This is a genomic window from Pseudomonas taiwanensis DSM 21245 (genome assembly GCF_000425785.1).
GTDB lineage: Bacteria > Pseudomonadota > Gammaproteobacteria > Pseudomonadales > Pseudomonadaceae > Aquipseudomonas > Aquipseudomonas taiwanensis.
This window is the reverse complement of the sequence record NZ_AUEC01000022.1, coordinates 80844-107812: the sequence shown is the minus strand read 5'-3', so window position 1 is coordinate 107812 and position 26969 is coordinate 80844. Positions and strand designations below refer to the sequence as shown.

At 63.4% G+C, this 26969-nt stretch carries 23 protein-coding genes; 10 read left to right on the top strand and 13 right to left on the bottom strand.

Features of this window, described 5'->3' with window-relative positions; all coding sequences use genetic code 11:
- The first annotated feature begins 3 nt into the window (after nucleotides 1–3).
- Genes waaF through H620_RS0110680 form a run of 7 tightly spaced genes read left to right on the top strand, consistent with a single transcriptional unit; the run spans nucleotide 4 to nucleotide 6964 of the window.
- Nucleotides 4–1053 carry a lipopolysaccharide heptosyltransferase II gene (waaF, locus tag H620_RS0110710; protein WP_023382740.1) on the top strand — a complete coding sequence of 350 codons (1050 nt, stop codon included), beginning with the start codon at nucleotides 4–6 and terminating at the stop codon, nucleotides 1051–1053.
- Nucleotides 1054–2112: a lipopolysaccharide heptosyltransferase I gene (waaC, locus tag H620_RS0110705; protein ID WP_027907327.1), complete on the top strand. Its 1059-nt coding sequence runs from the start codon at nucleotides 1054–1056 to the stop codon at nucleotides 2110–2112.
- A complete protein-coding gene (locus H620_RS0110700; RefSeq protein ID WP_027907326.1) occupies nucleotides 2112–3236 on the top strand; it encodes a glycosyltransferase family 4 protein in 1125 nt (374 codons plus the stop codon). Before waaC ends, H620_RS0110700 begins: the two co-directional genes overlap by 1 nt.
- Nucleotides 3233–4039, top strand: coding sequence for a lipopolysaccharide core heptose(I) kinase RfaP (gene rfaP / locus H620_RS0110695; RefSeq protein WP_023382736.1), 807 nt, complete (start codon nucleotides 3233–3235; stop codon nucleotides 4037–4039). The genes H620_RS0110700 and rfaP overlap by 4 nt, the downstream gene beginning before the upstream one ends.
- Nucleotides 4039–4773, top strand: a complete 735-nt coding sequence (locus H620_RS0110690) for a lipopolysaccharide kinase InaA family protein (RefSeq protein WP_023382735.1) — start codon at nucleotides 4039–4041, stop codon at nucleotides 4771–4773. The genes rfaP and H620_RS0110690 overlap by 1 nt, the downstream gene beginning before the upstream one ends.
- Nucleotides 4770–5522 (top strand): lipopolysaccharide kinase InaA family protein, encoded by a 753-nt coding sequence (locus H620_RS0110685; protein WP_023382734.1) that lies wholly within the window; start codon nucleotides 4770–4772, stop codon nucleotides 5520–5522. Before H620_RS0110690 ends, H620_RS0110685 begins: the two co-directional genes overlap by 4 nt.
- Nucleotides 5522–6964 (top strand): lipopolysaccharide kinase InaA family protein, encoded by a 1443-nt coding sequence (locus H620_RS0110680; RefSeq protein WP_023382733.1) that lies wholly within the window; start codon nucleotides 5522–5524, stop codon nucleotides 6962–6964. The genes H620_RS0110685 and H620_RS0110680 overlap by 1 nt, the downstream gene beginning before the upstream one ends.
- On the opposite strand, the gene H620_RS0110675 is transcribed toward H620_RS0110680, so the two are convergent.
- The 8 genes from H620_RS0110675 to H620_RS0110640 form a co-directional block, all read right to left on the bottom strand.
- The gene (locus tag H620_RS0110675; RefSeq protein ID WP_027907325.1) at nucleotides 6925–9735 is read right to left on the bottom strand and encodes a dermonecrotic toxin domain-containing protein; all 2811 of its coding nucleotides are present in this window, start codon (nucleotides 9733–9735) and stop codon (nucleotides 6925–6927) included. The genes H620_RS0110680 and H620_RS0110675 overlap by 40 nt on opposite strands.
- A gap of 68 nt (nucleotides 9736–9803) precedes the next feature.
- On the bottom strand, nucleotides 9804–9977 hold the full coding sequence (locus H620_RS27180) for a hypothetical protein (protein WP_023382731.1): 174 nt from the start codon (nucleotides 9975–9977) through the stop codon (nucleotides 9804–9806).
- The gene (locus H620_RS0110665; RefSeq protein ID WP_023382730.1) at nucleotides 9974–11086 is read right to left on the bottom strand and encodes a PepSY-associated TM helix domain-containing protein; all 1113 of its coding nucleotides are present in this window, start codon (nucleotides 11084–11086) and stop codon (nucleotides 9974–9976) included. Before H620_RS0110665 ends, H620_RS27180 begins: the two co-directional genes overlap by 4 nt.
- A 106-nt stretch (nucleotides 11087–11192) precedes the next feature.
- Complete coding sequence (locus tag H620_RS0110660) at nucleotides 11193–13628, bottom strand: TonB-dependent siderophore receptor (protein WP_027907324.1); 2436 nt, start codon at nucleotides 13626–13628, stop codon at nucleotides 11193–11195.
- Nucleotides 13629–13788: 160 nt separating this feature from the next.
- Nucleotides 13789–14745, bottom strand: coding sequence for a FecR domain-containing protein (locus H620_RS0110655; protein ID WP_027907323.1), 957 nt, complete (start codon nucleotides 14743–14745; stop codon nucleotides 13789–13791).
- Nucleotides 14742–15260 carry an RNA polymerase sigma factor gene (locus tag H620_RS0110650; RefSeq protein ID WP_027907322.1) on the bottom strand — a complete coding sequence of 173 codons (519 nt, stop codon included), beginning with the start codon at nucleotides 15258–15260 and terminating at the stop codon, nucleotides 14742–14744. The genes H620_RS0110655 and H620_RS0110650 overlap by 4 nt, the downstream gene beginning before the upstream one ends.
- 214 nt (nucleotides 15261–15474) lie before the next feature.
- Nucleotides 15475–16185 (bottom strand): 3'-5' exonuclease, encoded by a 711-nt coding sequence (locus H620_RS0110645; protein WP_023382726.1) that lies wholly within the window; start codon nucleotides 16183–16185, stop codon nucleotides 15475–15477.
- Nucleotides 16182–18119, bottom strand: a complete 1938-nt coding sequence (locus tag H620_RS0110640; protein WP_027907321.1) for a DUF294 nucleotidyltransferase-like domain-containing protein — start codon at nucleotides 18117–18119, stop codon at nucleotides 16182–16184. Before H620_RS0110640 ends, H620_RS0110645 begins: the two co-directional genes overlap by 4 nt.
- 186 nt (nucleotides 18120–18305) lie before the next feature.
- Between H620_RS0110640 and H620_RS0110635 the strand changes: the two genes are divergently transcribed.
- The gene (locus tag H620_RS0110635) at nucleotides 18306–18749 is read left to right on the top strand and encodes a response regulator (protein ID WP_027907320.1); all 444 of its coding nucleotides are present in this window, start codon (nucleotides 18306–18308) and stop codon (nucleotides 18747–18749) included.
- Between the two features lie 109 nt (nucleotides 18750–18858).
- Here the strand turns inward: H620_RS0110635 and H620_RS0110630 are convergent, their stop codons facing one another.
- Complete coding sequence (locus H620_RS0110630) at nucleotides 18859–21036, bottom strand: malate synthase G (RefSeq protein ID WP_023382723.1); 2178 nt, start codon at nucleotides 21034–21036, stop codon at nucleotides 18859–18861.
- A 441-nt stretch (nucleotides 21037–21477) separates the two neighbouring features.
- Here H620_RS0110630 and H620_RS0110625 point away from each other — a divergent pair, with 441 nt between their 5' ends.
- Nucleotides 21478–21996, top strand: a complete 519-nt coding sequence (locus H620_RS0110625; RefSeq protein WP_027907319.1) for a glycine cleavage system transcriptional repressor — start codon at nucleotides 21478–21480, stop codon at nucleotides 21994–21996.
- Nucleotides 21997–22220: 224 nt separating this feature from the next.
- Here H620_RS0110625 and rarD read toward each other — a convergent pair whose 3' ends face one another.
- The 4 genes from rarD to H620_RS0110605 form a co-directional block, all read right to left on the bottom strand.
- Complete coding sequence (gene rarD / locus H620_RS0110620; protein WP_027907318.1) at nucleotides 22221–23108, bottom strand: EamA family transporter RarD; 888 nt, start codon at nucleotides 23106–23108, stop codon at nucleotides 22221–22223.
- 64 nt (nucleotides 23109–23172) lie between these two features.
- The gene (locus tag H620_RS0110615; RefSeq protein ID WP_023382720.1) at nucleotides 23173–24147 is read right to left on the bottom strand and encodes a serine/threonine protein kinase; all 975 of its coding nucleotides are present in this window, start codon (nucleotides 24145–24147) and stop codon (nucleotides 23173–23175) included.
- Nucleotides 24148–24245: 98 nt separating this feature from the next.
- On the bottom strand, nucleotides 24246–25010 hold the full coding sequence (locus H620_RS0110610) for a TOBE domain-containing protein (RefSeq protein WP_023382719.1): 765 nt from the start codon (nucleotides 25008–25010) through the stop codon (nucleotides 24246–24248).
- Nucleotides 25011–25065: 55 nt separating this feature from the next.
- The gene (locus tag H620_RS0110605; protein ID WP_027907317.1) at nucleotides 25066–25818 is read right to left on the bottom strand and encodes a ComF family protein; all 753 of its coding nucleotides are present in this window, start codon (nucleotides 25816–25818) and stop codon (nucleotides 25066–25068) included.
- A 90-nt stretch (nucleotides 25819–25908) separates the two neighbouring features.
- Between H620_RS0110605 and bioB the strand changes: the two genes are divergently transcribed.
- Nucleotides 25909–26967, top strand: coding sequence for a biotin synthase BioB (gene bioB / locus H620_RS0110600; protein WP_027907316.1), 1059 nt, complete (start codon nucleotides 25909–25911; stop codon nucleotides 26965–26967).
- Nucleotides 26968–26969: the final 2 nt, after the last annotated feature.

Below are 26969 nucleotides of genomic sequence, written 5' to 3'. Positions count from 1 at the left end.
AGCATGAGAATACTGATCATTGGCCCCAGCTGGGTCGGCGACATGGTGATGGCGCAGACCCTGTTCCAGTGCCTGAAACAGCAGCACCCCGACTGCGTGATCGACGTGCTGGCACCCGAGTGGAGCCGGCCGATCCTCGAACGCATGCCCGAAGTGCGCAAGGCCTTGAGCTTTCCGCTCGGCCATGGCGCCCTGGAACTGGCCACGCGGCGGCGTATTGGCAAGTCTTTGGCGGGCCAGTACGACCAGGCCATCCTGCTGCCGAACTCGCTGAAGTCGGCGCTGGTGCCCTTCTTCGCCGGTATCCCCAAGCGCACCGGCTGGCGCGGCGAAATGCGCTTCGGCCTGCTCAACGATGTGCGCACGCTGGACAAGGCCCGCTACCCACTGATGATCGAACGCTTCATGGCCCTGGCCTATGCGCCCGGTGCCGAGCTGCCGCAGCCTTACCCACGGCCCAGCCTGCAGATCGAGGCAGCCAGCCGCGAAGCCGCCCTGGCCAAGTTCGGCCTGGAGCTGGACCGGCCGGTGCTGGCGCTGTGCCCAGGTGCCGAGTTTGGCGAGGCCAAGCGCTGGCCCGCCGAGCACTACGCCGAGGTTGCCGACGCGATGATCCGCCAGGGCTGGCAGGTATGGCTGTTCGGTTCGAAGAACGACCACCCGGTGGGCGAGCAGATCCGCGACCGTCTGATTCCGGGGTTGCGTGAAGAGTCGTACAACCTGGCCGGTGAAACTTCCTTGGCCGAAGCCATCGACCTGATGTCCTGCGCCGACGCCGTGGTGTCCAACGACTCGGGCTTGATGCATGTGGCCGCTGCGCTGAACCGTCCGCTGGTCGCCGTCTATGGTTCGACCTCGCCGGGCTTCACCCCGCCACTGGCCGAGCACGTCGAGATCGTGCGCACCGGCATCGAATGCAGCCCGTGCTTCGACCGCACCTGCCGCTTCGGTCACTACAACTGCCTGCGCCTGCTGGAGCCTGGCAACGTCATCGCCGCCCTGCACCGCCTGGGTGGTCCGAACCTGATCGATACCGTGGCCGAGGTCGACTAAGTGCGGGTACTGATCATCAAGACCTCATCGCTAGGGGATGTGATCCACACCCTGCCTGCGCTTACCGATGCCGCCCATGCCATGCCAGGCATTCGCTTCGACTGGGTGGTGGAGGAAGGTTTCGCCGAGATCCCCAGTTGGCACCCTGCGGTCGACCAGGTGATTCCGGTGGCGATTCGCCGCTGGCGCAAAAACCTCTGGCAGACTTTCAAGAGCGGCGAGTGGAAGGCGTTCAAGCAACGCGTTCGCGAGCGCAAGTACGACCTGGTGATCGATGCCCAGGGCCTGGTCAAATCGGCCTGGCTGACCCGCTACGTCAAGGCGCCGGTGGCCGGCCTGGACCGCTATTCGGCGCGTGAGGGCTGGGCCAGTCGCTTCTATGACCGACGCCTGTCGGTCGCCGTTGGCCAGCATGCGGTGGAGCGTGTGCGTCAGTTGTTCGCCATGGCCCTGGCCTACGACTTGCCCGAAGGCATCGGCAACTATGGCCTGGACCTGGACCGCCTGCAGCTGCCCCCAGCCGCGCCCTACGTGGTGTTCCTGCACGGTACCACCTGGGCCACCAAGCATTGGCCCGAGGCCTACTGGCGCGAACTGGCAGAGCGCATGGGCCAGCGCAACCTGCAGGTGCGCCTGCCATGGGGCAACCCGCAGGAGAAGGCTCGCGCCGAGCGTATCGCCCAAGGCTTGAAAAACTGTCAGGTGCTGCCCAAGTTGAACCTTGCCGGCGTCGCCCGTGTACTGGCGGCCGCCAAGGCGTGCGTGGCGGTGGATACTGGCCTGGGCCACCTCGCCGCGGCACTGGATGTGCCGACCATTTCGCTGTTCGGCCCGACCAATCCGGGCCTCACCGGGGCCTATGGTCGGGCTCAGGTTCATCAGGCCAGCAATTTCCCCTGCGCGCCCTGCCTGCAGAAGAAGTGCACCTATAAGCCGAGCGCCGAGGACCTGCGCCGGTTCGATCTCAAACGCGAGTGGCCGCTGTGCTTCACTCGCCTGAATCCCGAGCATGTGGCGAGCCGCTTGAGCGCGTTGCTGCTGGCTGAGGATGTCCGTTGATGCAACTGGCTTTTGTGCTTTACAAGTATTTCCCCTTCGGCGGGCTGCAGCGTGATTTCATGCGCATTGCCCTGGAATGCCAGAAGCGGGGCCACCAGATCCGTGTCTACACGTTGATCTGGGAGGGTGATATTCCACCGGGTTTCGAGGTGCTGGTGGCGCCGGTCAAGGCGCTGTTCAACCACCGTCGCAACGAGAAGCTCAGTGCCTGGATGGCCGCCGACCTGGCCAAGCGCCCGGTCGATCGTCTGATCGGCTTCAACAAGATGCCGGGTCTGGATGTGTATTACGCTGCCGACGGCTGCTTCGAAGACAAGGCGCAGACCCTGCGCGGTGGCTTGTACCGCCGTTGGGGGCGCTACCGGCATTTTGCCGAGTACGAGCGGGCGGTGTTCGCCAAGGACGCCCATACCGAGGTGCTGATGATTTCCGAGGTGCAGCAACCGCTGTTCATCAAGCATTACGGCACGCCGGTGGAGCGCTTTCACTTGCTGCCACCGGGGATTTCCCAGGATCGCCGGGCTCCGGCCAATGCCGCCGAGATCCGCGCCGACTTCCGCAAGGAGTTCGACCTGGGGGACGACGACCTGCTGCTGGTGCAGATCGGCTCCGGCTTCAAGACCAAGGGCGTGGACCGCAGCCTCAAGGCCCTGGCCGCGCTGCCGTCGGCGTTGCGCAAGCGTACCCGGTTGATGGTCATCGGCCAGGACGACCCCAAGGTGTTCCAGTTGCAAAGTGCCGCGCTGGGCCTTGGCGAGCAGGTACAGTTCCTCAAGGGACGCAGTGATATCCCGCGCTTCCTGCTGGGCGCCGACCTGCTGATCCACCCGGCATACAACGAGAATACGGGTACCGTGCTGCTCGAAGCCCTGGTGGCGGGGTTGCCGGTGCTGGTCTCGCAGGTGTGCGGCTACGCCCATTACATCGCCGAGGCCGACAGCGGCCTGGTGCTGGACGAGCCTTTCGAGCAGGAGCAGCTCAACCGCTACCTGCAACGCATGCTCGAAGAGCCGCAGGCCCGCGCCGACTGGTCGCGCAACGGCCTGGCGTTCGCAGAAACCGCCGACCTTTACAGCATGCCGCAACATGCCGCTGACGTGATCCTGGGGCAGGAGACCGCATGAAGCTGATTCTGGCCGAACCGTTCAAGCACCTGTGGGCCGGGCGTGACGCCTTCGAGGCCGTGGAAGCGCTGCAAGGCGAGGTATACCGCGAGCTCGAAGGCCGCCGCACGCTGCGTACCGAGGTCGATGGCGAGGGCTTCTTCGTCAAGATCCACCGTGGCATCGGTTGGGGCGAGATCTTCAAGAACCTGCTGACCGCCAAGCTGCCTGTGCTGGGCGCTGGCCAGGAATGGCAGGCGATCCAGCGACTGCATGAGGCCGGTGTGCCGACCATGACGGCGGTCGCCTATGGCGAGCGCGGCAGCAACCCGGCTGCGCAGCATTCGTTCATCGTCACCGAAGAGCTGGCACCGACCATCAGTCTCGAAGACTTCAGCATCGACTGGGTCAAGCAGCCACCTGCGCCCCGCCTCAAGCGCGCGCTGATCGCCGAGGTGGCGAAGATGACCGGCGGCATGCACCGCGCCGGGGTCAATCACCGCGACTGCTACATCTGTCATTTCCTGCTGCACACCGACCGTCCGGTGACGCCCGATGACTTCAAACTGTCGGTCATCGACCTGCATCGTGCCCAGACCCGGGCGACAATCAGCCGGCGCTGGCGCAACAAGGACCTGGCTGCGTTGTACTTCTCGGCGCTGGACATCGGCCTGACCCGGCGCGACAAACTGCGCTTTCTGCGTGGCTACTTCCAGCGCCCACTGCGCCAGGTCCTGGCCGACGAAGCCGCGTTGCTGGCGTGGCTCGAACGCAAGGCGCAAAAACTCTACGATCGCAAGCAACGCTATGGGGATGCACTCTGATGGCGGGTTGGACACTGGCGCCGGGCTATGAACACCTGGTGGCGGATTTTGGCAGCCTCGATGCGGTGTTCGCCCTGCAAGGCGAGCGCCTGACGCGTGACCCGCTCAGCGAAGTGATCCGCGTCGAGCGCGATGGGGTCAATTACTACGTCAAACGCTATACCGGCGCTGGCAAGCACATGCGTCGCTACCTGGGCCGTCCACGCATCAAGGCCGAATGGCAGAACCTCAAGCAGTTCGCCAAGTGGGGCATTCCCACCGCCGAAGTGGTCGCCTGGGGGCTTGAGCGCAAGGGCCTGGCTTTTGGTCGCGGGGCCATGGTCACCCGCGAGCTGCCGCGTACCGAAGACTTGTCCGAACTGGCCAGGCGTAATGATCCACGGCTGTCCGACCCTGCCTGGGTGGCGCATGTCAGCCGCCAGTTGGCGCGACACACGCGGATCATGCATGAGCACCGCTTCGCCCATAACGACCTGAAGTGGCGCAACCTGTTGGTCGACGACCAGGGCACGCTATTCTTCATCGACTGCCCGACCGGCGACTTCTGGCGCGGCTTCATGTGGCGCCACCGGCTGATCAAGGACCTGGCGTGCCTGGACAAGGTCGCCAAGTATCATCTGTCAGCCACCCAGCGCTTGCGTTTCTACCTGCAATACCGTGGGCGCCAACGCCTGAGCCTGCGCGACAAGCGGCGCATTCGCCAGGTGCTGAGCTTTTTCGAGGGAAGGGAATGACCGATTACCTGGCCAGCGCTGACCTTGCGCTGCTGCAACGTCATGGCCTGAACGATTTCGAGGCGCTGTGGGCCTTGCAGCTCGACGCCGTCGACGAGCCCAACACCGGGCGAGGCGGCTGGAGCCGCGTGTTCCGCCTGGAACTCGAAGGCAAGGGCTACTACCTCAAGCGCCAGAGCGACTACCTGACGCGTACCTTGCACCGGCCATTCGGCGAGCCGACCTTCGCCCGCGAGTTCCGTAACATCAGCCGTTACCAGAAACTGCGCATACCGGCTTTGCAGGCGGTGTTCTATGGTGAGCGCAAACAGGCTGGTCAGCACCGGGCCATTCTCATGACCCGGGCGCTGGATGACTGGAGCGACCTGGACAGCCTGTTGGCGCGCTGGTCGCAGCTGGGCGAGCATGAGCGCGAGGGTATTCTCCAGGCCTGTGGCCAGCTGGCGCGCACCCTGCACAAGGCCGGCCAGGTGCACGGCTGCTTCTACCCCAAGCATATTTTCCTGCGCCAACGCCGTGAAGGCTGGGACGCGCAGTTGATCGACCTGGAAAAGACCCGGCCGCTGCTGTTCGGCATGCGCGACCGGCTCAAGGACCTGGAGCCCTTGCTGCGCCGCGCGCGCGCCTGGTCCGAGGGTGACGTGCGAACCTTGTTGGCGGCCTACCTTGGCCAGCCGGCAGACAGCGTGCGGGTCGACACCTGGTTACAACGCTTGACGCAACGCCGTCGACATAAAGAGGCCCGCTGATGCGTTTGTCCGAATTGAAGAACGCAGGTCGCAGCCCTTCGCTGCCCCTGTCCATCACCCTGGCCGATGCTGCCGGTAGCGCTGACTTGCAGTTGCTCAGCCTGTTGCGTGTCTTGCCCGGCCAACGCTACGTGGGCGCGGGTATCTGGCGTGGCACGCCGGTATTGGCCAAGTTGCTGGTCGGTGGCAACGCCGCTCGCCATTTCCAGCGTGAGCTGGCAGGGGTGAAGCTGCTTGCCGAACAAGGCCTCACCACGCCCAAGCTGTTGGCCGATGGCCTCAAGGAAGGCGAGGGCGGCTGGCTGTTGTTCGAGTTTCTCGACGACGCTGAAAGCCTGGCCGATGCCTGGGCCGACGTAGAGCCTTTGCCGGTGCTGGCCGATGAGCAACACCGAGTGCTGGGCGAGGCGCTGACCGCTGTTGCTCAGATGCACGCCAAAGGCTTGTGGCAGGAAGACCTGCACTTGGACAACCTGCTGCGCCACGGCGGCAAGCTGTACCTGATCGACGGTGCCGGCATCAAGGCCGAAACGCCCGGTCAGCAGCTTTCGCGCCCTCGCGTGCTGGAAAACCTCGGTGTGTTCTTCGCCCAGTTGCCCAAGCGCCTGGAGCCGTTCATCGAAGAGTTGCTGGTGCATTACCTGCTCGCCAACGCCGAACACGCCTTGCCGATGGAAGCGTTGCAGAAGCAGGTGGACAAGGTGCGCAACTGGCGTTTGAAGGACTATCTGGAAAAGGCCGGGCGAGAATGTTCGTTGTTCAGCGTCGAGCGCAGCCTCTCCGGGTTGCGGGCGATTCGGCGCAGTGAAACCGATGCCATGCTGCCGGTTCTCGAACAGGCCGACGCGCTGATCGACCAGGGGCACCTGTACAAGACCGGTGGTGCGGCCAGCGTCGCTCGCGTAGAGGTCAATGGCCGCCCGCTGGTGGTCAAACGTTACAACATCAAGAATACCGCCCACTGGTTCAAGCGCTTCTGGCGCCCGAGCCGGGCCTGGCATTCCTGGATCGAAGGGCACCGCCTGGAATTCCTCGACATCGCCACGCCAAAGCCCCTGGCGGTGCTCGAACAACGGGTCATGGGCCTGCGCAGCCGCGCCTACCTGGTGACCGAGTACGTCGATGGCCCGGACCTGGCTGCCTGTTTCGCGCCCTACGTGGAAAACGGCGAAGCCCCCGAAGAGCAGGTCGACGCCCTGGTGCACCTGATGCAGCAACTGATCCGCGAGCGCATCAGCCATGGTGACTTCAAGGGTCACAACCTGTTCTGGCACAACGGCCAGTGGTCGCTGATCGACCTCGATGCGATGTGCCAGCATGCCACTCAACTCAGCTTCGCGCCGGCCTATGCCCGTGATCGTGCACGGCTGTTGCGCAACTGGCCCAGTGGCAGCGCCCTGTATCAGCGGCTGGACAGGCTGCTGCCGCGGCTGACGGAATAAGCTGGCGGCAGCGCCAGCCACTCGCTGCTGCGTCCAGCCTGGCGCACGCGGATGCGCCATTGGTCGTCCTGCCAGCGCAGGATGGCCCATGCCGCCCCGGTACTGAGCGGTTGCCCGGGAATCAGCAGGTGGTAGTGGTTGTCCAGCAAGTGCGCGCGCAGCGGCAAGGCGTGCCCACCTGCAAGCAGGTAATATCGCTGTCCGTGGCGAGACAGTCCGTCCACGCCTTCGACCTCGGCCCCTGCGGGCCGCTCGGCCAGTCGGCAGTCTTCGAGCAATGCGCCCAGGTCGGGTAGGCCGTCGTACCACAGGACCGGGGAGTCCACGACCCACTCTCCGTCGCGGCGTCGTTTTACCGGCACCTGGGTGTAGGCATCCGGCATGCGGGGGTCGACGACACGCCAGCGGTAGCCGTCGAAGGACACCTGGTAGGTCGTGCCGGCGGCATCCTTGATGTAGTAGAAGGTCAGCCCGGGATAGGACGAGGGCTGTTCATAGATGCCTTCCTTGTGAATGCCATCGACGCGATAGTGCAATCTGTCGGTATCGACCCCCACCGCCAACGACTGCGGCAACTTCAGCGGCGGGGCTGGTGGAATGGCTCGAATGGCTCGCCGCACCACGGTGGTTCCCCCGATGTTGTTCACCGCGTCGTTGGCGTGCGTGAACGCCTCGACCATGTGTTTCAGAATGCCGAGCTGGTCACCTTGCCTGAAGGCCCTGCCGGCATCGATCACCGACAGCACCGAGCGCCCCAGCGACACCGCCACCAATGCGCGGTTGGGTAGCACGAGGCTGATCAGGTCCAGCAGCACCGATAACGCGTGCAGGCTCAACTCGCCCAGCAGTTCGAGCTTGGTATTGGTGCCGGCATCGACAGCGGCGAGCGTGGCGTTCACCTCGGCCAAATAGCGGGCCTGTTGGAAGTTACCGGTGATCTCTGGGCGTTGGGTGTTTGCGCCAAGGCCGCCCTTGGTCAGCCATCGTTCGACTTGCCTACGCGCTACCAGCGGCAGTCGGTCTTTTACGTATTCGCGCAGGGCAGGCTGTTCACGCAGCGCTCTGAGCAGGTGGCGGGTATTGCGATACTCCCGCCATGCACGGCGGTCGGGCGCGTCTGGGGTGTAGGCGAGAAACCGCGTGGTCCCAGCTTTGTCCGGCGTCACCAACATGACGCCTTGTAGGCTATGTCCGCCGATCAGCAGTTGGCGCACGCTCAGGCGCTCCCGGTTCGCTTGTTTGCGCAACTGGCTGTCTGGGTGGTCGAGTACCAGGGTGGTCCAAGCGAAGCCTCGTTCGAACGGGTCCTCCAGGTAATGGCCGGCGTACCGTGCCTTGGCCGCCTCGGCACGCATGCGCGCACGGCTGATGTCGACATAGCGCTCCCGGCGCCACTGAGCCTGCTGCGACGTCAGCAAATGGGTACGCAGGTACTGGCTGTAGCGTTCGCCGACGTCCAGTTCGCGTACCAACTGCTTGACCTGGCTTGGGGTGATGCCCGCGGCTGTTCGTTCATCCTTGTCATGCACCCGTGCAGTCAGCCAGTAGTCGATGTCGAGCACGCCGATGTTGAGAAACGCCAGCTCATCCAGGCGGTAGGTCTGGCGCACCAGTTCGACGGTATTGCCTGCCTGCGCACGGCTGGCCGCAGGAATCCAGACGCTGGTGATGCCAGGGTGCGACACCGGGCCTACCTGCCTGGCCCTGGTGATGCTGACATACAGATCGAGCGGATCGACATCCAACTGATACCGTAGCTGCAACGCCCTGCGCAGGTGCTCGCGGGTCCAGGCCTTGAGATGGTTGCGATCGAGGAACTGTTCGTGGCTGAGGATGCCGGGGGCGCTCGCGCGGTCGATGGCAATCACCAGCTCCTGCAAGGTTTGCATGATGTGCGTAAGGCCTTGGGTCGAGGCATTTCTGAGCCAGGCCGGTGCGTTTCGTTCCAACAACAGGCCGTAGCGTGTCGTCAGCGCAGATCGGCTGTCGGCCAGCGGCAGCAGATCCGCGGCCTTGCGCAAGCGTTCCTCGAGCATCGGCCAGTCCACCGGGGATTGCAGCAGCGCGTCGTGCCATACGCGGGTGAGCGCTGCTTGTTGCCCATCGATCAGCGCCTGGGCCTGGGTCTGGATCAGGTCATCGTTGAACCAGTCGTAGCGCAGGCGTTCGGCGTTGCGTGCCAGCTCTCGATCCTGGTCGCTGTCCAGATACCGCAGCAGCGACTGGCTTTGCTGAGGATCGTCCAGTCGCTCGCACAGTTCGGTGTGCAGGTCGCCGAGATTGTCGAACGCCTCTATGCCATGCGACAGGCTGCAGAGCAGCGCGTAATCGCTGGTTTGCCTGGGGTCCGCCCTACTGCCTTCGGGGCCGCCTTCGACGATCACGAAAGCGCCGGGCAGGTAGCTGCGCCAGTTGGGTGTGCCGATATCCAGTACTGGCCGGTAGACCTGCGGGCGCTCAGCCTCAGGCAGATGCTGGCGCTGCGAGGGCAGCGGCATGTTCACGCAACACCTGACCAGAGCAGCATGGTGGTCGCCGAGTGTATGGTCGTCGCAGCGCAGTGCAATCTGCGCCAGCATTTGCTGACGGAGCAACGCGATCAACTGCGTCCGCCGGCTTAGCGAGGCGTCGCTGGCAAGCCAGTACCGAGCGAGGTCGGCGAAGTAGTGCTGACGTGCCTGCAGCAGCGATCGCGAGCGGTCAGGTTGGGGAGGCGAGGCAAGCAGGGCGGCCAGGTGTCGGTCGAAGGATTGAAAGTAGTGCAGGCTCATCGAACTGGCTCCGCGATAAATGAGCCGTCGAGCATGGCGCCTGCCGGCGATACAAGCGTGTTAGCCGATTACCTCCACAGGGCACGAACCCCGAGCCACGCCGGGATGCCCAGGCCCAGCCAGGACAGTGCATCCCAGGCGCCATCCCCGAGCAGCGCCGCGAACAGCCCGGCTGCGCCCAGCGCGGCGATAAGGCTTGGCCAGGCGAAAATCCGCTGGGTCGGTTGCGACTTGTGGCTCATGCACGCTCCTTCTTGCCGTTGCGTTGCTTGCCCCACCACAGGTACAGGCCGCTGCAGAGCACGATGATGGTCAGGACATCGAGCACAGCCCACAGCAGTTGCATCGGACGTCCACCGTAGTCGCCGAAGTGAAGGGGTTGGGACAGGCCCATGGCATCCATGTACCAGGGGCGTTCGCCGATGGCAGTCACTTGCAGGGTCTGAGCATCGATCAGCACCGGGGTGAGCAGGTGCGAGGTCAAATGCGTCGCGCCTTTCATGAATACTGCATAGTGGTGTTCGCTGGAGAAGCGGGTGCCGGGAAAGGCGATGAAGTCCGGGCGCATGCCGGGTGCGGCCTGTTCGGCGATCGTCAGCAGGTGCGTCGCCGGGGCTCGCTGGGTGAGAGGTGGAGCATCCCGGTACGGGGCGACCATGGCGGCCAGGCTGTCGTTGCGCCAGGCGGCGATTACCAGGTCGGACAAGGCACTGATCACGCCGGTGACGCCCACCGTCAGTGCCCAGGCCAGGGTGACGATGCCGATCAGGTTGTGCAGGTCGAGCCAGCGCAGGCGGCGTGATTTGTCGTGGCGTACGGTGGCGAATTCCAGGCGACGCATGAATGGCGCGTAGAGCACGGTACCGGAAACGATGGCGACAACGAACAGCACGCCCATGAAAGCCAGCAGCAGCTTGCCGGGAAGCCCGGCGAACATGTCCACATGCAGGCGCAGCAGGGTCATCATCACGCCGCCATTGGCTGCGGGCATGGCCACGGCTTCGCCGGTGCGTGCATCGAGCATGAAGGTGTGCGACGCGTTGGGTTCTGTCCCGGCAGTGGCGGCCATGATCGCTACCACGCCATTGCGTTCGTCATCTTCGTAGCCAACGTACTGCATGACTTCGCCGGGACGGTGTTGCTCAGCCTTGAGCACCAGTTGTTGCAGGTCAAGGTGCGGGGTATCCGCTGGCATTTCGCGCAGTTCAGGCGCGTCGCCAAGCAGGTGTTCCAGGTCGTGGTGGAAGATCAGCGGCAAACCGGTGAGCGCGAGCAGCAGCAGGAATAGGGTGCAGACCAGGCTGCTCCAGGTGTGGATCGCCGACCAGCGGCGGATGGTTTGGCTTTTCATCTGGGTTCCGGTTTTTGGTCTGATGGACCCTGGGTCTGCGCTGCAGCCCAATCGCCGGCAGGCCGGCGCCTACTGGGCGATGGGGCTGCACGGTGGCCCCGGGCGGTCAGAACTTGTAATTGACGCTTGCCACCACGTTGCGCTCGTCGCCGTAGTAGCAGTAGTAACCGTCACAGGTCGACAGGTAGTCCTTGTTGAACAGGTTCTTGGCATCCACCGCCACGGTCACGCCCTTGAGCGTGCTGTTCACGCGGCCCAGGTCGTAGTGCACCGAGGCGTCGTAGACGGTGTAGGAACCTACGTGGCCCCAGTCGGTGTTGGTGGTATTGCCGTAGGTATCGCCCACATAGCGAACGCCCACGCCCACGCCAAAGCCGTCGAGCAGGCCTTCGTGCCAGGTGTAGTCAGCCCAGGCCGTGGCCTGGTTACGTGGAACCTGGGCCATGCGCTTGCCTTTCTCGCCGTCGTTGCCTTTGACGATTTCACTGTCGTTGTAGGTGTAGGAGCCAATCAGCTTGAGGTTGCGGGTGACATCCGAGGTGGCTTCCAGCTCCAGGCCTTTGACCCGAACTTCGCCAACCTGTCGGGTTACGCCGCCTTCGGTTACCGACATGTTTTCCTGGGTCAGGTCGAACACCGCTGCGCTGAGCAGGGTCTTGCTGCCTGGGGGTTGGTACTTGATACCCAGCTCGTACTGCTTGCCTTCGGTTGGCTTGAAGCCATCGGTGGCGTTGACCGTAGCGCCGGCGGCCGCCTGGAACGACTCGGCATAGGAGAAGTATGGGGTGATGCCGTTGTCGAAGACGTAGCTCAGGGCTGCGTTGCTGCTGAACTTCTTGTCACGCTGGGTGTTGGTGGCATCGCCTTTGTTGTGGAAGGTCGTGCCGGTGTGTACCCAGTCCTGGCGACCACCCAGGGTCAGGCGCCAGTTGTCCAGGGCCATCTGGTCCTGGATGTACAGGCCGGTTTGCTGGGTCTTCTGGTCGTAGTCGTACATGTCGAAGTACTCGACGTTCGAGAAGTCCTGCCCGTAGATGGGGTTGTGGATGTTGCTCGGCGGTACGCCGTTCGACCCCCAGCGCCAGCGGGCATTGCTGTCGGAACGCTGGTGGTCGAGGCCGAGCAACACGGTGTGGCTCAGTGCACCCGTCTGGAAGTCGGCCTGGAAGTTGTTGTCCACCGCGAACTGGCTGATGTCTTCCTCGACGATACCAGCGGTACGTTGCACCGTGCCGTCGGCACTGACCGCTTCATCCGGGCCGGCTGGCCAGATCGAGCCGCCAGCAGTGATGCCCTTGAAGTCCAGCTCGTTTCGGGCATAGCGCAGGTTCTGGCGGAACTGCCAGGTGTCGTTCAGGCGGGTTTCGAAGGCATAGCCCAGGTGATAGTAGGTGCGGTCGTAGGATTCCCAGTCCGGGTCACCCAGGTTCTTGTGGTGCGAGATCTTGCCCGCCGGGCTGTCGAGCTTGGTGCCTTGCAGGGGCAGGAACTGGCCGGTGATGCCCGTGTCGTCACGGGTGTACTGGGTGATGAAAGTCAGCTTGGTATCGTCGTTGATGTTCCAGGTCAGGCTGGGGGCGATGTTGTAGCGCTTGTCTGGAATGTGATCGACCGGCGAGTTGCTGTCGCGAACGGTGCCGCTGACGCGATAAAGGAACTGGCCTTCGTCGTCGATCTTGCCGGTGCTGTCGAAGTTGATCTGCTTGTGTTCGTTGCTACCCGCTTGAAGCTCTACTTCGTGGCTGCTCTCGAACTGTGGGCGACGGGTGGTCATGTCCAGCAGGCCACCGGGTGGCGTCTGGCCGTAAACCGACGAAGCCGGACCGCGCAGTACGGCGATACGCTCAAGGTTCCAAGGTTCGATCTTGGGGGTGGCGTAGTTGCCCTTGGGCAAGGGCAGGCCATCGAGGAACTGGGTAGGCACGAAGCCGCGCACCAGCAGCCAGTCGCTGCGCGAATCCGAGCCATAGCCGCTGCTTTGCACACCGGCGGTGTAGCGCAGGGCGTCGTTAAGGTTGAGCACCGGGCGGTCTTCCATCTGCTGACGGGTGATCACCGTGACTGAACGCGGCAGTTCGGCGATGGCTGTGTCGGTCTTGGTACCGGCTGCGGTGCGGGTGGCGGTGTAGCCATCGACCGGGCCCCACGCGCTTTCATAGGCGGCGTTGGCATTGATGGCGGTTTCCGGCAGCGCCAGGGTGCCGTCCGGCGTGGCCACCAGGCTGTAGCTGCCGACGCTGCTCTGCTGCAGTTGCAGGCCAGTACCCCGCAGGGCCACCTGCAGGGCGCCAAGGCCATCGTACTGGCCACTGACGGGAGCCGAATTGCGGCCACTGACCAAGGCCGGGTCGATGGCCAGGGCAATGCCCGACTGGCTGGCGATCAGGTTGAGGGTGGTGGCCAACGGTGCGCTAGGCAGGTCATAGGCACGCAGGGTGGACTGTTCGGCAGCGAACAGGGCTGGGCTGGCCAACGGGGCGGCCAGGCCGATGGCCAGGGCCATTACGCTGGGGCGCAGGAAACGATCAACAGCACGGGACATGCAGTGGCTCCTCGACGAATAAGTGCTAACTGCTTCCTTGCCGAGCGAGATTTGGAAAGTGACAGGGGTCGTCTGAAAAAAAGTGAGAATTATTTAGAAATCGTTTTCGCTCGCCACGGGTCATGGCCGGCAAGCCGGCGTCTGCAGGGGGAGCGCAGGGTTACTTGGCTTTGACGGTCACCCACCACGGTGTATGCCGCTCGATCTTCACCGGCAGTGCCGGTATCAGCGAGGCCAGGGCCAGGTCGGTATCGTGCAGCGGGAAGCTACCGGTCACGCGCAGGTCGGCGACCTCGTCGTCCATCCCCAGGTGGCCGTGGCGGTAGTGGCCCAGTTCGGCGAGCAGATCGGCCAGGCGCACGTTGTCCACCACCAGCATGCCACGGGTCCAGGCGTCGGCGCCGGCTGGTACCGGGGCGACCTGGCCAAGGCCATCGGCATGCATCAGCACCTGCTGGCCTGCGGCCAGGACGTGTTCGTCACCGCTGTTGCGTGGCATCGCCGCGACCGACGATTGCAGCACCTCCAGGCGTGTGCCATGGGTTTCGCGGCGTACCAAAAAGCGCGTGCCCAGTGGGCGCAGGCGGCCATCCTCGGTGCGCACGAGCAGTGGGCGAGGGTCGGCGTGGCCGGTTTCAACGGAAATTTCGCCTTCATGCAGTACCAGCACGCGCTGCTCGCCTTCGAAGTCGATATCCACAGCGGTATGTGTGTTCAGGCTTAGCAGCGTGCCATCTTCCAGGCGCAAGGTGCGCAGCTCGCCGGTGGCGGTACGTTGGTCGGCCAACCAGTAATGTGGCGATAGCGACGGCGCGGTCGCCCAGGCCAGCAGGGAGCCGAGCAGGAACATGCTGGCCAGGCCGCCGCCGACCTTGCCGATACGTCGCCTGAGGCCTACCCGCGACTGCACCAGGGCCTGGCGCGCGGGGCCAGCGGCGGCGCTGACGCGTTGGTCCAAGGCCCCCAGCTGCTGCCAGGCGCGGGCATGTTCTTCGCTGGCTGCATGCCAGCGCATGAAGGCATTGCGTTCATCGGGTGTGCTGCTGCCGCTGTCCAGGCTCAGTTTCCAGGTGATGGCGGCGTCGAGAACACGGGCCGAAACCGGTGAGTTATTCACGTCGGCTCCCCGTACAGCGCTACATAGCACTGGCGCATGCCTTGGGCGATGTACTGCCGTACCCGCGACACTGAGACCCCCAGGTGCGCGGCGATCTCGGCGTGGCCCATGCCGTCCAGGCGATTGTGCAGGAATGCCGCGCGGGCCTTGCTCGACAGTTTGCCAAGTAAGCGGTCGATGGCCTTGAGGTCTTCCAGGATCAGCAACTGGACTTCCGGTGCGGGCTGCTCGGCCTCCGGCACGCGCGCAAGCTCTGCCAGGTAGGCCTGTTCCAGCGCAGCGCGGCGGAAATGGTCGAACATCAGGCCTTTGGCGATGGCGGCCAGGAAGGCGCGGGGTTCACGAGGGCTGTCCAGTTGCTCGCGGCCCAGCAGACGCACGAAGGTGTCCTGGCTCAGGTCTTCGGCACGCTGGCGGCATGCCATGCTGCGTTGCAGCCAGGCGAGCAGCCAGCCGCGATGGTCGCGGTAGAGTGCTCCAACCAGCTCGGCGAGTGGGCTCTGTACAGACGACAAGCAGCGTCCCCCGGAACGAATGCATTAACTAACGATAATTATTCGCGATTGTTGCAGAGCCGAGGGGCGGGGTGCAATGGACGCTTATCGGAATGCCAGTATGGGGGCGTCATGTGCCGGTGAGGTCGGGCGCCGCCTGCGCGGCGCATCGCGAGCGAGGCTCGCGCCTACGGGTGTGTTGTGCGTTGCACGTGCAGGCTCGATGGCTATCTCACTAAAGACCGTAGTGATGAGCCTTGCGCCGACGCATCACGCGCAAGCGCTGCTCCAATTGCAACGGGCTATCCAATTTCTGGCGGCGGGCCTGGCTGAACAGGATCAGGGCCAGCTCGGCCGTCGCCTGGGCATCGGCACTGGCATGATGACGTTCGTCCACTTGCAGGCCGAAGCACGCCAACCAGTCGTCCAGGCTGGCTTCGCGCAGCACGGTGTCGGGGTTGAGCAGGGGGGCCAGTTCGGCAATGTCGATGAAGGGATGCTGCAGGCGATAGCCAAGACTTTCCTTCAGCGAGCGGGCCAACATGCGTTGATCGAAAGGCGCATGGAAAGCCAGCACCGGGCTGTCGCCAATGAACTCGAGAAGGTCGAGCAATGCTTCGGCCGGGTCGCATCCGGCAGCCAGGGCGCTAGGGCCGAGGCCGTGGATCAGCACGCTGGCGTTGGTCTTGTGCTCCGGGCGGCGCAAGGTGCGCTCGAACTGTTGGGCAAAGTCGATGGCGCCATCCTCGATCGCCACCGCGCCGATCGACAACACCTGATCGCGGTTGGTGTTCAGGCCGCTGGTTTCCAGGTCCAGCACCACCCAGCGCTGCTCACGCAGGGTACAGACGCCCAGTGGCGCAGGCTTGGGCAACTGCGACAGGCGCTGGCGCAGCGAGGCCTCCAGCAGGGGCGCGTTGGGGCGCAACCAGGTGAACAGGCTCATAGCTGGTACCGCAAGGCCAGGCTGCTTTGCAGGCGCTGGGCCTGGCGCAGGGACTCGCGCAGGATGCGTCGGTCCAGGTGGTTGAGGCTGTCCGGGTCGAGACGGTTGGAATGCGGCAGGTTTTCGCGAGTCTGGCGCTGGTGCTGCTGCATGCGGGTTTGCTGGATGAAGTGGTAAGCCTCTTCGAACGCGGCGCCATCGAGCGGTTCGATGATGCCTTTGTCGACCAGCTGGCGCAGACGCTCGAGGGTATTGCAAGCGCCGATACCATTGGCCAGCGCCAACAGCCGTGCGCCGTCGACGAAGGGCGTGAGTCCCTGGACCTTGAGGTCGAGGGTGGCGGCTTTGTCGGTTCCTTGGCGAGTCAGCACGAACTCGCGCAGACGGCCCACTGGCGGGCGCTGGCGAAGGGCGTTTTCGGCCATCATGCGTTGGAAGATACGGTTGTCGGCGACCTGTTCGAGAAGGCCCTGACGCAACTGTTCGCAGCCCTGCTCGTCCCCCCAGACCACGCGCAGGTCGAAGTAGATGCTCGAACCCAGCAGGTTTTCCGGACTGGCTTCACGAACGAAGCCGGCGAAGCGGCGCGCCCACTCGCTGCGCGACAGGCACAGCGCGGGATTGCCGGCCATGATGTTGCCTTTGCACAGGGTGAAGCCGCACTGGGCCAGGCACTGGTTGATGTATTGCGCCAACGGTAGCAGCCGGGCGCGAATGGCATCGGCCTCGGCGCTGTTGGCGGCCTCGAACAGGATGCCGTTGTCCTGGTCGGTGTACAGGGTTTGCTCGCGACGGCCCTCGCTGCCAAAGCACAGCCAGCTGAAGGGCACCCCGGGGTCGCCGCGTTCGGCCAGGGCCAGTTCGATGACTCGGCAGACTGTATGGTCGTTGAGCAGGGTGATGATCTGGGTGATCTGCGTCGACGACGCGCCATGGGCGAGCATGCGCTCGACCAATTGACCGATTTCACCGCGCAGGGACACCAAGGTTTCAAGACGCGGTGCGTGGCGAATGGTCCGGGCCAGGTGCACCAGGTCGACCCGTTGCAGCGAGAACAGGTCGCGCTCGGACACCACGCCACACAGCCGACGGTTTTCCACCAGGCAGACATGGGCGATGTGCCGTTCGGTCATGGCGATGGCCGCATCGAAGGCCGAGGACTGCGGGTTGAGATAGAACGGTTTGGTCGTCATGTGCCGATCGATCGGCGCACCCAGGTCGGCATCGGCGGCGGCCACCACCTGACGCAGGTCGCGCAGGGTGAAAATGCCTACCGGGTAGCGTTGCGGGTCGACCACCACGATGCTGCCGACCTGCTGCTCGTGCATCTGCCGCACGGCATCGCGCAGGGGCGTGTCAGGGGGACAGACAACCGGGTGACGCATGGCCAATTCGCCCAGCGGCGTGTTCAGTGAGTACTGCGTGCCCAGCGTCTCCACGGCGCGCTGACGTACCTGCTGGTTGAACTGATCGAGCAGGCTGCTGACGCCGCGCAGGGCAAAATCACGGAATACGTCCGACAGCGAGAACAGGCGAATGAACGCTGCTTTGTTCAGTTGCAGGCAGAAGGTGTCCTCACCGGCCAAGTGCTCGGTGCGGGTGGCCCGCTCGCCCAGCAGGGCTGCCAGGGGGAAGCATTCGCCGCTGGTAATCTCGAAGGTGGTTTCCACACCTGGCTTGATCAGGTGCTGGCGCTCGCCCACTACGCGGCCCTGCTTGACGATGTAGAAATGCTCAACGGGGCCATCGGCGGGTTTGAGGATGCTCTCCCCCTCTGCATAGAAACGCAGTTGGCATTGTTCCACCAGGTAGGCCAGGTGGCTATGTTCCATCTGGTTGAACGGGGGAAACCGCTGCAGAAACTGCAACGTGCCCTGAATGTTCTGCAGAACAGCCGTCCTGCCCGCCTGGCTGTAGGCGTCCTTTTTGCTCATGAAACTGACCGTATCGCTACGCCGAACTATATATATCTATATAAGTGTCGGCCTTGTTGTTCTCTGCCTCCATGGTCGGCCGACGGCGGTGTGGTGCCCATTGGACGTAAGTCTATGGAGCGTTTGTGAACAACCTCACAAGGCGTTGTCCTAGCGAAGGGACGAGATGTTTCTGACGAGATGATCATGGTTGAGCATGACGACATCCTGAGTGACGCCGAGCGCGAAGCGCTGGCCGTGTTGAGTGCGCCTGTCGCGCCCAAGCCGGTGGTGCTGGTCGTGGACGACGATCCGGTGAACAGCGAGGCGCTATGCCTTTATCTGAAAAGCCGGGGCATTGACTGCATGAAAGCCGATGGTGCGCAGGAGGCGATGTTCAAACTGCACTACGAGCCGAGAATCGCGCTGATGATCACCGACTTACGCATGAAGCCTAAGGACGGTCTGGAGTTGATTCGACAAATCCGACAGTCGGAGCGGGCGGCGTTGTCGATCATCGTGGTCTCGGGGGACACCGATGTGAAAGAGGCAGTGGACGTGATGCACCTTGGGGTGGTGGATTTCCTGCTCAAGCCGGTGGACTTGGGCAAGTTGCTCGACTTGGTGAAAAGAGAACTGCGGATCGAATGATGATGCATCCGTGAAAAGCAATCGCGGCGAGCCGGCTCCTACAAGTTCGCGGTGGACCCTGTAGAAGCCGGCTCGCCGGCGAAGGGCTGCAAAGCAACCCTTTTATTGCTTACAAACCGTTACGCGCCTTGAACTCGCGACGACGACGGTGCAGCACTGGCTCGGTGTAGCCGTTGGGCTGCTTGGCACCTTCAACCACCAGCTCGACAGCCGCCTGGAACGCGATGTTGTCATCGAAGTTCGGCGCCATCGGACGGTACTGGGCGTCACCTGCGTTCTGCTTGTCCACCACTGCGGCCATGCGCTTGAGGCTTTCCAGCACTTGCTCCTGGCTGACCACGCCGTGGCGCAGCCAGTTGGCCAGCAGCTGGGCCGAGATGCGCAGGGTGGCGCGGTCTTCCATAAGGCCGACGTCATTGATGTCGGGCACCTTGGAGCAGCCTACACCCTGGTCGATCCAGCGAACCACGTAGCCAAGGATGCCCTGGGCATTGTTGTCCAGCTCGTTGCGGATCTCTTCGGCCGACCACTGGGTGTTGGCCGCCAGCGGGATGGTCAAGATGTCGTCGACCGAAGCCGGCGTACGCGAAGCCAGCTCGCGTTGGCGCGCCTGAACGTCCACCTTGTGGTAGTGCAGCGCATGCAGGGTGGCCGCGGTCGGCGAAGGCACCCAGGCGGTGTTGGCGCCAGCCAGCGGGTGAGCGATCTTCTGCTCGAGCATGGCCGCCATCAGGTCAGGCATGGCCCACATGCCCTTGCCGATCTGCGCACGGCCTTGCAGGCCGGTAGCCAGGCCAACGTCGACGTTGTTGTTCTCGTAGGCGCCGATCCACTTCTCATTCTTCATGGCGCCCTTGCGCACGACGGCGCCGGCTTCCATGGAGGTGTGGATCTCGTCACCGGTACGGTCGAGGAAGCCAGTGTTGATGAACACCACACGCTCAGCGGCCGCCTTGATGCAGGCCTTGAGGTTGACCGTAGTACGGCGCTCCTCATCCATGATGCCGACCTTGACGGTGTTGCGCGGCATACCCAGCAGGTCTTCGACACGGCTGAAGATCTCGGCGGCGAAGGCGACTTCTTCGGGGCCGTGCATCTTCGGCTTGACGATGTAGACGCTGCCGGTGCGGGTGTTCTTGCGGGTGGTGTTGCCCTTGAGGTTGTGCAGGGCGATCAGGTTGGTGAACAGACCGTCCTGGATACCTTCCGGAATCTCGTTGCCTTGGGCATCGAGGATTGCCGGGTTGGTCATCAGGTGACCAACATTGCGCACGAACAGCAGCGAACGGCCGTGCAGGGTAACGCTGCCACCGTTCGGCGCGGCGTACTCGCGATCCGGGTTCATGGTGCGCGTGAAGGTCTTGCCGCCCTTGGTCACGCTTTCAGCCAGGTCGCCTTTCATCAGGCCCAGCCAATTGCGGTAGACGATGACCTTGTCGTCGGCATCGACGGCGGCGACCGAGTCCTCGCAGTCCATGATGGTGGTCAGTGCCGACTCCATCAGGATGTCTTTCACGCCTGCGGCGTCGGTGCTGCCAACAGGAGTGCTGGCGTCGACCTGGATTTCGAAGTGCAGGCCGTTGTGCTTGAGCAGCACGGCGGTCGGGGCCGCGGCGTCGCCGTGGAAGCCGATCAGTTGGGCATCGTCACGCAGGCCGGTGTTGCTGCCGCCCTTGAGCGAAACGACCAGCTTGCCGCCTTCGATGCGGTAACCGGTGGAGTCGACGTGGGAGCCAGCAGCCAGTGGCGCGGCTTCGTCGAGGAAGGCGCGGGCGAAGGCGATGACCTTGTCACCACGGACCTTGTTGTAGCCCTGGCCTTTTTCGGCACCGCCTTCTTCGCTGATGGCATCGGTGCCGTAGAGCGCGTCGTACAGCGAACCCCAGCGGGCATTGGCGGCATTCAGGGCGAAGCGAGCGTTCATCACCGGCACGACCAGCTGTGGGCCGGCCATGTGGGCGATTTCTTCATCGACGTTTTGCGTGGTGGCCTGGAAATCGTCGGCTTGTGGCAGCAGGTAGCCGATTTCCTGGAGGAAGCTTTTGTAGGCGACGGCGTCGTGTGCCTGGCCTTTGCGTGCCTGGTGCCAGGCGTCGATCTTGGCTTGCAGCTCGTCACGCTTGGCGAGCAGGGCTTTGTTCTTCGGAGCGAGGTCATTGATGATCTTCTCGGCACCGGCCCAGAACTGCTCGGCGACGATACCGGTTCCCGGAATGGCTTCGTTGTTGACGAAGTCGTACAGGGCCTTGGCGACCTGAAGGCCACCGACTTGAACGTATCCAGTCATTGCTTGCCTCACCTCTGCTCAGCTATTTCGCTCTTCTTTATTAAGCCTGTAGCGCTTCTCTAAACACGGCACCAGTGCATGCCCGAAGGCGGCTGGGTGCGGCCTGCCAGATAGCCTGGCAAGCAGTGTACGTATTTTCACAGGCGCCTTGGCAGACATCCAAACAACACATTTTGTAGTCCGCGCCACGGCATACTACATGAAGCAGTAGACGGGGGAAAATCAGACTAAAAGCGTCGTTGTGCGACCAATTGGTCGCATAGGGTCACGCTGGGAGTGGGTATGTTCGCAAAAAACGGGTGGATTGTTCCAGATAAATCTTGAAACAGTACACGATTTGTTAGTCGGACTGTCCTGCGGCAGGTTGCCGCGCCTTGCCTATACTGAGTCGATCCCCCCGATTCTCGCCGCCCGCGGCGGCATTTTGCTGAGGAATGGCCTGTGGACCATCTTGTACTGACCGTGATTGCCCCTGACAAGGCCGGCCAGGTCGAACGTATCGCCAAATGCATCGCCGACCATAGCGGCAACTGGTTGGAAAGTCGCATGTCGCGCATGGCGGGCCAGTTCGCAGGGATTCTGCGGGTGGCTGTACCGGCGGAAAATTACGATGAGCTGGTCGAGGCGCTGCAGAAGCTGGCCAAGCACGACATTCGCGTGTTGATTGCTGAAAGCGGAATCGAACCCTCGTGCACCTGGAAGCCGATCGCCATGGAGCTTGTGGGCAACGACCGGCCGGGGATCGTGCGGGATATCACCAAGGTGCTGGCCGAGCTGGGCGTGAACCTCGAACGCTTGAGCACCGAGGTCAATCCGGCGCCGATGAGCAGTGAGCCTCTGTTCCGCGCCGATGCCTTGCTGGCATTACCGTTGACGCTGTCGCTGGATGAATTGCAGAAGCGCCTGGAAAGCCTGGCCGACGATCTGATGGTGGAGTTGAAGCTGCGTCCGGAGGAATGACGTGGCTTGTGGGTTATCCCGTTTTCACGGGGACGGCCCTGTGGATAACCTGGGCGCATCATTCTCCGGCCCAGGCGGGCCGAGGCTTGCACAGGTTTGATCAAAAAATGCCCAATAATCAGGTGCTTGTGCACAAAGCACGGGGACGAGGGTGTGGATAACCTTTGGAGATGTTTCTGCAGGCCAGGCGCGGCGAGGCCTGCAGGATTTTGATCGTTTTTTGATCAGGCGCGTTTGCGCAGGCTGAGCCAGGCATCGACGCTGTAGATGGCCAAACCGGCCCAGATGCAGACGAACGCCATCAGGTTGCTCGGTGACAGGTGCTCATCGAACAGCAGTACTGCCTGCAACAGGACTAGCGTGGGCGCCAGGTACTGCAGGAACCCCAGCGTGGTGTAGGGCAGGTGACGTGCAGCGGCGTTGAAGCACACCAGCGGTACCAGCGTGACCGGGCCTGCCGCCATCAGCCACAAGGCTTCGCTGCTGGCGTAGAACGAGCCCTGGGCGCTCATCGCCGTGGGGTTCAACAGCAACCAGCCCAGCGCCAACGGCACCAGCATCCAGGTCTCCACCACCAGGCCCGGCAGCGCTGCCACCGGGGCTTTCTTGCGGATCAGCCCATAGAAACCGAAACTCAAGGCCAGCGCCAACGACACCCAGGGCAGGCTGCCGACCTGCCACACCTGTTGCGCCACACCCAGCGCCGCCATGCCCACCGCCAGCCATTGCAGGCGCCTCAGGCGTTCCCCCAGCAACAGCATGCCCAACAGCACGTTGATCAGCGGGTTGATGTAGTAGCCCAGGCTGGCTTCGAGCATGCGCCCGTTGTTCACCGACCACACGTAGGTCAACCAGTTGGCGGCGATCAATGCCCCGCTGACGGCGAGAATACCCAGGCGTTGCGGATTGTCGCGCAGCTCGCGCCACCAGCCTGGATGCTTCCAGACCAGCAGCAACAGCGAGCCGAACAGCGCCGACCAGAGTACCCGGTGGACGATGATCTCGACGGCGGGAACGCTCTGGATTGCCTTGAAGTAGAGTGGAAACAGGCCCCAGATGATGTAGGCACCAAGGCCCAGTAAATACCCGCGACGCGGGTTTGCAGCGTGCATGCAGAATCCTTGCTTAGGTAGCTAAATAGCGCAGCGGCTATTGTAGACAGACGCCGCTGTGCATCTAGAACAATTTCAGCACGGGTTCATCCAGCGCTGCTATCTGTTCGCGCAGCGCGAGGATCTGGTCGCCCCAGTAACGTGGTTGGCCGAACCAGGGGAAGCTCGGCGGGAACGCCGGATCGTCCCAGCGGCGGGCCAGCCAGGCGCTGTAGTGCAGCTGGCGCAAGGCGCGCAAAGGCTCGATCAACGCCAGTTCGCGAGGATCGAAGTCATGGAATTCGTTATAGCCGTCGATCAGTTCGGCCAACTGCCCCAGGCGCTCCTCGCGACTGCCGGCGAGCATCATCCACAGGTCCTGAACCGCCGGGCCCATGCGGCAGTCGTCGAGGTCGACCACGTGATAGACATCGTCGCGGTGCATCAGGTTGCCGGGGTGCAGGTCGCCGTGCAGGCGAATCAACGCGTGCGGGGTGCGAGCGTAGATGTCTTCGACCCGCTTGAGCAGGTCGCGGGCCACGGACTCGAACGCGGGCAATAGCTCACGGGGCACGAAGTTGCCGTCCAGCAGCGTCTTCAGCGAGGCATGGCCAAAGTTGTCCACGGTCAGCGCTTCGCGGTGCTCGAACGGACGCGCTGCGCCTACTGCGTGCAGGCGGCCGAGCAACTGGCCCAGGCGATAGAGCTGGTCGAGGTCGCCAGGCTCTGGGGCGTGGCCGCCGCGGCGGGGGAACAAGGTAAAGCGAAAGCCCTGGTGTTCGAACAAGGTCTTGCCGTCGTGTTGCAGAGGGGCGACAACGGGCACCTCGCACTCGGCGAGCTCGGCGGTGAAGCGGTGTTCTTCGAGGATCGCATCGTCGCTCCAGCGGCCTGGCCGGTAGAACTTGGCGATCAGGGGTTGCGACTCTTCGATGCCCACTTGGTAGACGCGGTTTTCGTAGCTGTTCAGGGCCAGCACCCGGGCATCGCTGAGAAAGCCTAGGCTTTCCACGGCGTCCAGGACCAGGTCGGGCGTGAGGGTGTCGAAAGGGTGGGACATGAAAGCTCCGAGAGAGTGCGGCGTAAGGCAATAGTACCAGTGCTGCCACTGGGCAGTACCGGCTCCATGCTTCACCACACTTCCTGTGGCGCGACAGGCTATACCGGAACGCCCAGCAGAACATGCGACGGTTTGAATTGCACGCGCACCCGGTTGCCTGTGGTCACCTTCTGGCGCGCTAACCACTGCGCTTGGGCAAAGGCGCACAAGGTCTGCCCATTGCCCAGTGCCAGGCGTACTTCGCAAGGGCCTTGCTCGTCGGTCAGCACATCTTCGACCACTGCTGTTAGGCAATTGCTGCCCACTTCTACCTTGTCCTCGTCACCCAGCAACTGTACCCACCCAGCCTTGAGCAGCGCCACGACCGTGGTGCCCAAGGTCAGCTCCAGGCGGTCGGTGCTGTCATGGGTAATCAACGCCTCGATTTCCAAGCCCCCACCCAGGGCCAGGCTCACGCGGTCATGCCGGCCTTCACGGCGCAGGCCACTGACCTGGCCTTGCAGTTGATTGCGTGCACTGGTGCGCAGCATCAGTCGGCCCAACAGGTCAAGGTCGCCGGAGTCCTCGGCTGCCTCCAGGAACTGCGCCTGCAATGCTTGCAGGCGTTGATAAAGGCGCAGCACCCGCTCGCCTTCTGCCGACAGGCGGGCGCCGCCGCCGCCGCGCCCACCCGTGCTGCGCTCGACCAGCGGTCGGCTGGCCAGGTTGTTGAGCTCATCGATGGCGTCCCAGGCGGCCTTGTAGCTGATACCGGCAGCCTTGGCGGCGCGGGTGATCGAGCCTTGTTCGGCGATATGTTGCAGCAGGGCGATGCGCTGGGGGCGCCGGGCGATGTGCTGGGTGAGCAGGGCAGGTAGGGGCATGGCGAAACGCGCTTGATGATCAATGAAGGGACGTTGCCTGCCGGACCGGCAGCAGTCAAGTTCCCGCCTGCCAGCCTCGGTCGGGCTTTGGCGTGCGGGCCAGGCAGTAGACATCGACCCGCCGCGCGCCCGACTTGCGCAACGACTGCGCGATGGCTTGAGCCGTGGCTCCGGTGGTCAACACGTCGTCGACCACAGCGATATGCAGGTTCTCGACCGCTCGACCTCGCTCGACATTGAACGCCCCCCGCAGATTCTGTCGACGCGCCTTGGCGTGCAGATGCTGTTGCGCAGGTGTATCGCGTACCCGCTGAAGGAGTCGTTCGTCACAGGGAATCGCCAGTGGCACGGACAGCCAGCGCGCCAGCATGCCGGCTTGATTGAAGCCGCGCTCGCGCTGTCGACGTTTGGCCAGCGGTACAGGCAACAGCAGGTCGGGTTTTGCCAGCCCTTCGTCGTAGCGATGCTGCAAGCCATGGACGAGCAGTTCGGCCATCAGTCGACCTAGCGGCCACTGTTGGTTGTGCTTGAAGCGACTGATCAACGTATCCACCGGGAAGCCGTAATGCCACAAGGCAACCACCTGAGCGAATGCCGGAGCTCGCCGGCAGCACTGGGCGCAGGTCAGCCCCGGCATGGACAAAGGCAGGGCGCAGCGTGAACAGCAGTCGTGCAGCCAAGGCAGTTCGTGCTCGCAGGCGACGCAGATGGGGTGGGGTTGCTCACTGGCTTCGTCACACAGCAAACAGGCGTGGTTAATATTTAGACACTTGTAAACCAGTTGTTTTATGAGTGGTTGACAGTACATGGGCCTTCCGTGACTATGCGAGCTATCCGTGATGCGCTGGCGGGCCGTTCCTGTCCCGGCGCTAGAAACAGCCTAAACAAGGAAACGCCGATGAGCGCCAGCACAACTGCAACAACACGTCACGACTGGTCCCTGTCCGAGGTCAAGGCGCTGTTCCAGCAACCGTTCAACGACCTGTTGTTCCAGGCGCAGACCGTGCATCGCGCGCATTTCGACCCTAACCGCGTGCAAGTCTCCACGCTGTTGTCGATCAAGACCGGCGCCTGCCCTGAAGATTGCAAATATTGTCCACAGTCCGGCCACTACAACACCGGGCTGGAAAAACAGAAGCTGATGGAAGTGCAGAAAGTCCTGGAGGAAGCCGCTCGGGCCAAGGCCATTGGCTCGACCCGTTTCTGCATGGGCGCGGCCTGGAAGCACCCGTCGGCCAAAGACATGCCGTACGTGCTGGAGATGGTCAAAGGCGTCAAGGCCATGGGCCTGGAGACCTGCATGACCCTCGGCAAGCTCGACCAAGAGCAGACCAAGGCCCTGGCCGAGGCAGGCCTTGACTACTACAACCACAACCTCGACACCTCGCCGGAGTTCTACGGCAGCATCATCACCACCCGTACCTACGCTGAGCGTCTGCAGACCCTGGCTTATGTGCGTGATGCAGGCATGAAGATCTGCTCGGGCGGCATTCTTGGCATGGGCGAGTCGCTGGACGACCGCGCCGGTCTGCTGATCCAGCTGGCCAACCTGCCGGAGCATCCGGAATCGGTGCCGATCAACATGCTGGTGAAAGTCGCCGGTACCCCGCTGGCCGATGAAGACGACGTAGACCCGTTCGACTTCATCCGCATGCTGGCGGTCGCGCGTATCCTCATGCCCAAATCCCATGTACGCCTTTCCGCCGGCCGCGAGCAGATGAACGAACAGATGCAAGCGCTGGCCTTCATGGCCGGTGCCAACTCGATCTTCTATGGCGAGAAGCTGCTGACCACCGCCAACCCGCAGGCCGACAAGGACATGCAGCTGTTCGCCCGACTGGGCATCAAGCCAGAAGCGCGTGAAGAGCACGCTGACGAAGTGCACCAGGCGGCCATCGAGCAGGCGCTGGTCGAACAACGCAGCAACGAGCTGTTCTACAACGCCGCGTCGGCCTGAGC

Coding starts and splice junctions, on each gene's coding strand:
- H620_RS0110680 (WP_023382733.1), top strand. CDS start 5,522: ATGCGTTTGTCCGAATTGAAGAACGCAGGTCGCAGCCCTTCGCTGCCC.
- H620_RS27180 (WP_023382731.1), bottom strand. CDS start 9,977: ATGAGCCACAAGTCGCAACCGACCCAGCGGATTTTCGCCTGGCCAAGC.
- H620_RS0110675 (WP_027907325.1), bottom strand. CDS start 9,735: ATGAGCCTGCACTACTTTCAATCCTTCGACCGACACCTGGCCGCCCTG.
- H620_RS0110630 (WP_023382723.1), bottom strand. CDS start 21,036: ATGACTGGATACGTTCAAGTCGGTGGCCTTCAGGTCGCCAAGGCCCTG.
- rfaP (WP_023382736.1), top strand. CDS start 3,233: ATGAAGCTGATTCTGGCCGAACCGTTCAAGCACCTGTGGGCCGGGCGT.
- H620_RS0110700 (WP_027907326.1), top strand. CDS start 2,112: ATGCAACTGGCTTTTGTGCTTTACAAGTATTTCCCCTTCGGCGGGCTG.
- H620_RS0110615 (WP_023382720.1), bottom strand. CDS start 24,147: ATGTCCCACCCTTTCGACACCCTCACGCCCGACCTGGTCCTGGACGCC.
- H620_RS0110635 (WP_027907320.1), top strand. CDS start 18,306: ATGGTTGAGCATGACGACATCCTGAGTGACGCCGAGCGCGAAGCGCTG.
- H620_RS0110665 (WP_023382730.1), bottom strand. CDS start 11,086: ATGAAAAGCCAAACCATCCGCCGCTGGTCGGCGATCCACACCTGGAGC.
- waaF (WP_023382740.1), top strand. CDS start 4: ATGAGAATACTGATCATTGGCCCCAGCTGGGTCGGCGACATGGTGATG.
- H620_RS0110690 (WP_023382735.1), top strand. CDS start 4,039: ATGGCGGGTTGGACACTGGCGCCGGGCTATGAACACCTGGTGGCGGAT.
- H620_RS0110685 (WP_023382734.1), top strand. CDS start 4,770: ATGACCGATTACCTGGCCAGCGCTGACCTTGCGCTGCTGCAACGTCAT.
- bioB (WP_027907316.1), top strand. CDS start 25,909: ATGAGCGCCAGCACAACTGCAACAACACGTCACGACTGGTCCCTGTCC.
- H620_RS0110645 (WP_023382726.1), bottom strand. CDS start 16,185: ATGAGCCTGTTCACCTGGTTGCGCCCCAACGCGCCCCTGCTGGAGGCC.
- rarD (WP_027907318.1), bottom strand. CDS start 23,108: ATGCACGCTGCAAACCCGCGTCGCGGGTATTTACTGGGCCTTGGTGCC.
- H620_RS0110605 (WP_027907317.1), bottom strand. CDS start 25,818: ATGTACTGTCAACCACTCATAAAACAACTGGTTTACAAGTGTCTAAAT.
- H620_RS0110610 (WP_023382719.1), bottom strand. CDS start 25,010: ATGCCCCTACCTGCCCTGCTCACCCAGCACATCGCCCGGCGCCCCCAG.
- H620_RS0110660 (WP_027907324.1), bottom strand. CDS start 13,628: ATGTCCCGTGCTGTTGATCGTTTCCTGCGCCCCAGCGTAATGGCCCTG.
- H620_RS0110640 (WP_027907321.1), bottom strand. CDS start 18,119: ATGAGCAAAAAGGACGCCTACAGCCAGGCGGGCAGGACGGCTGTTCTG.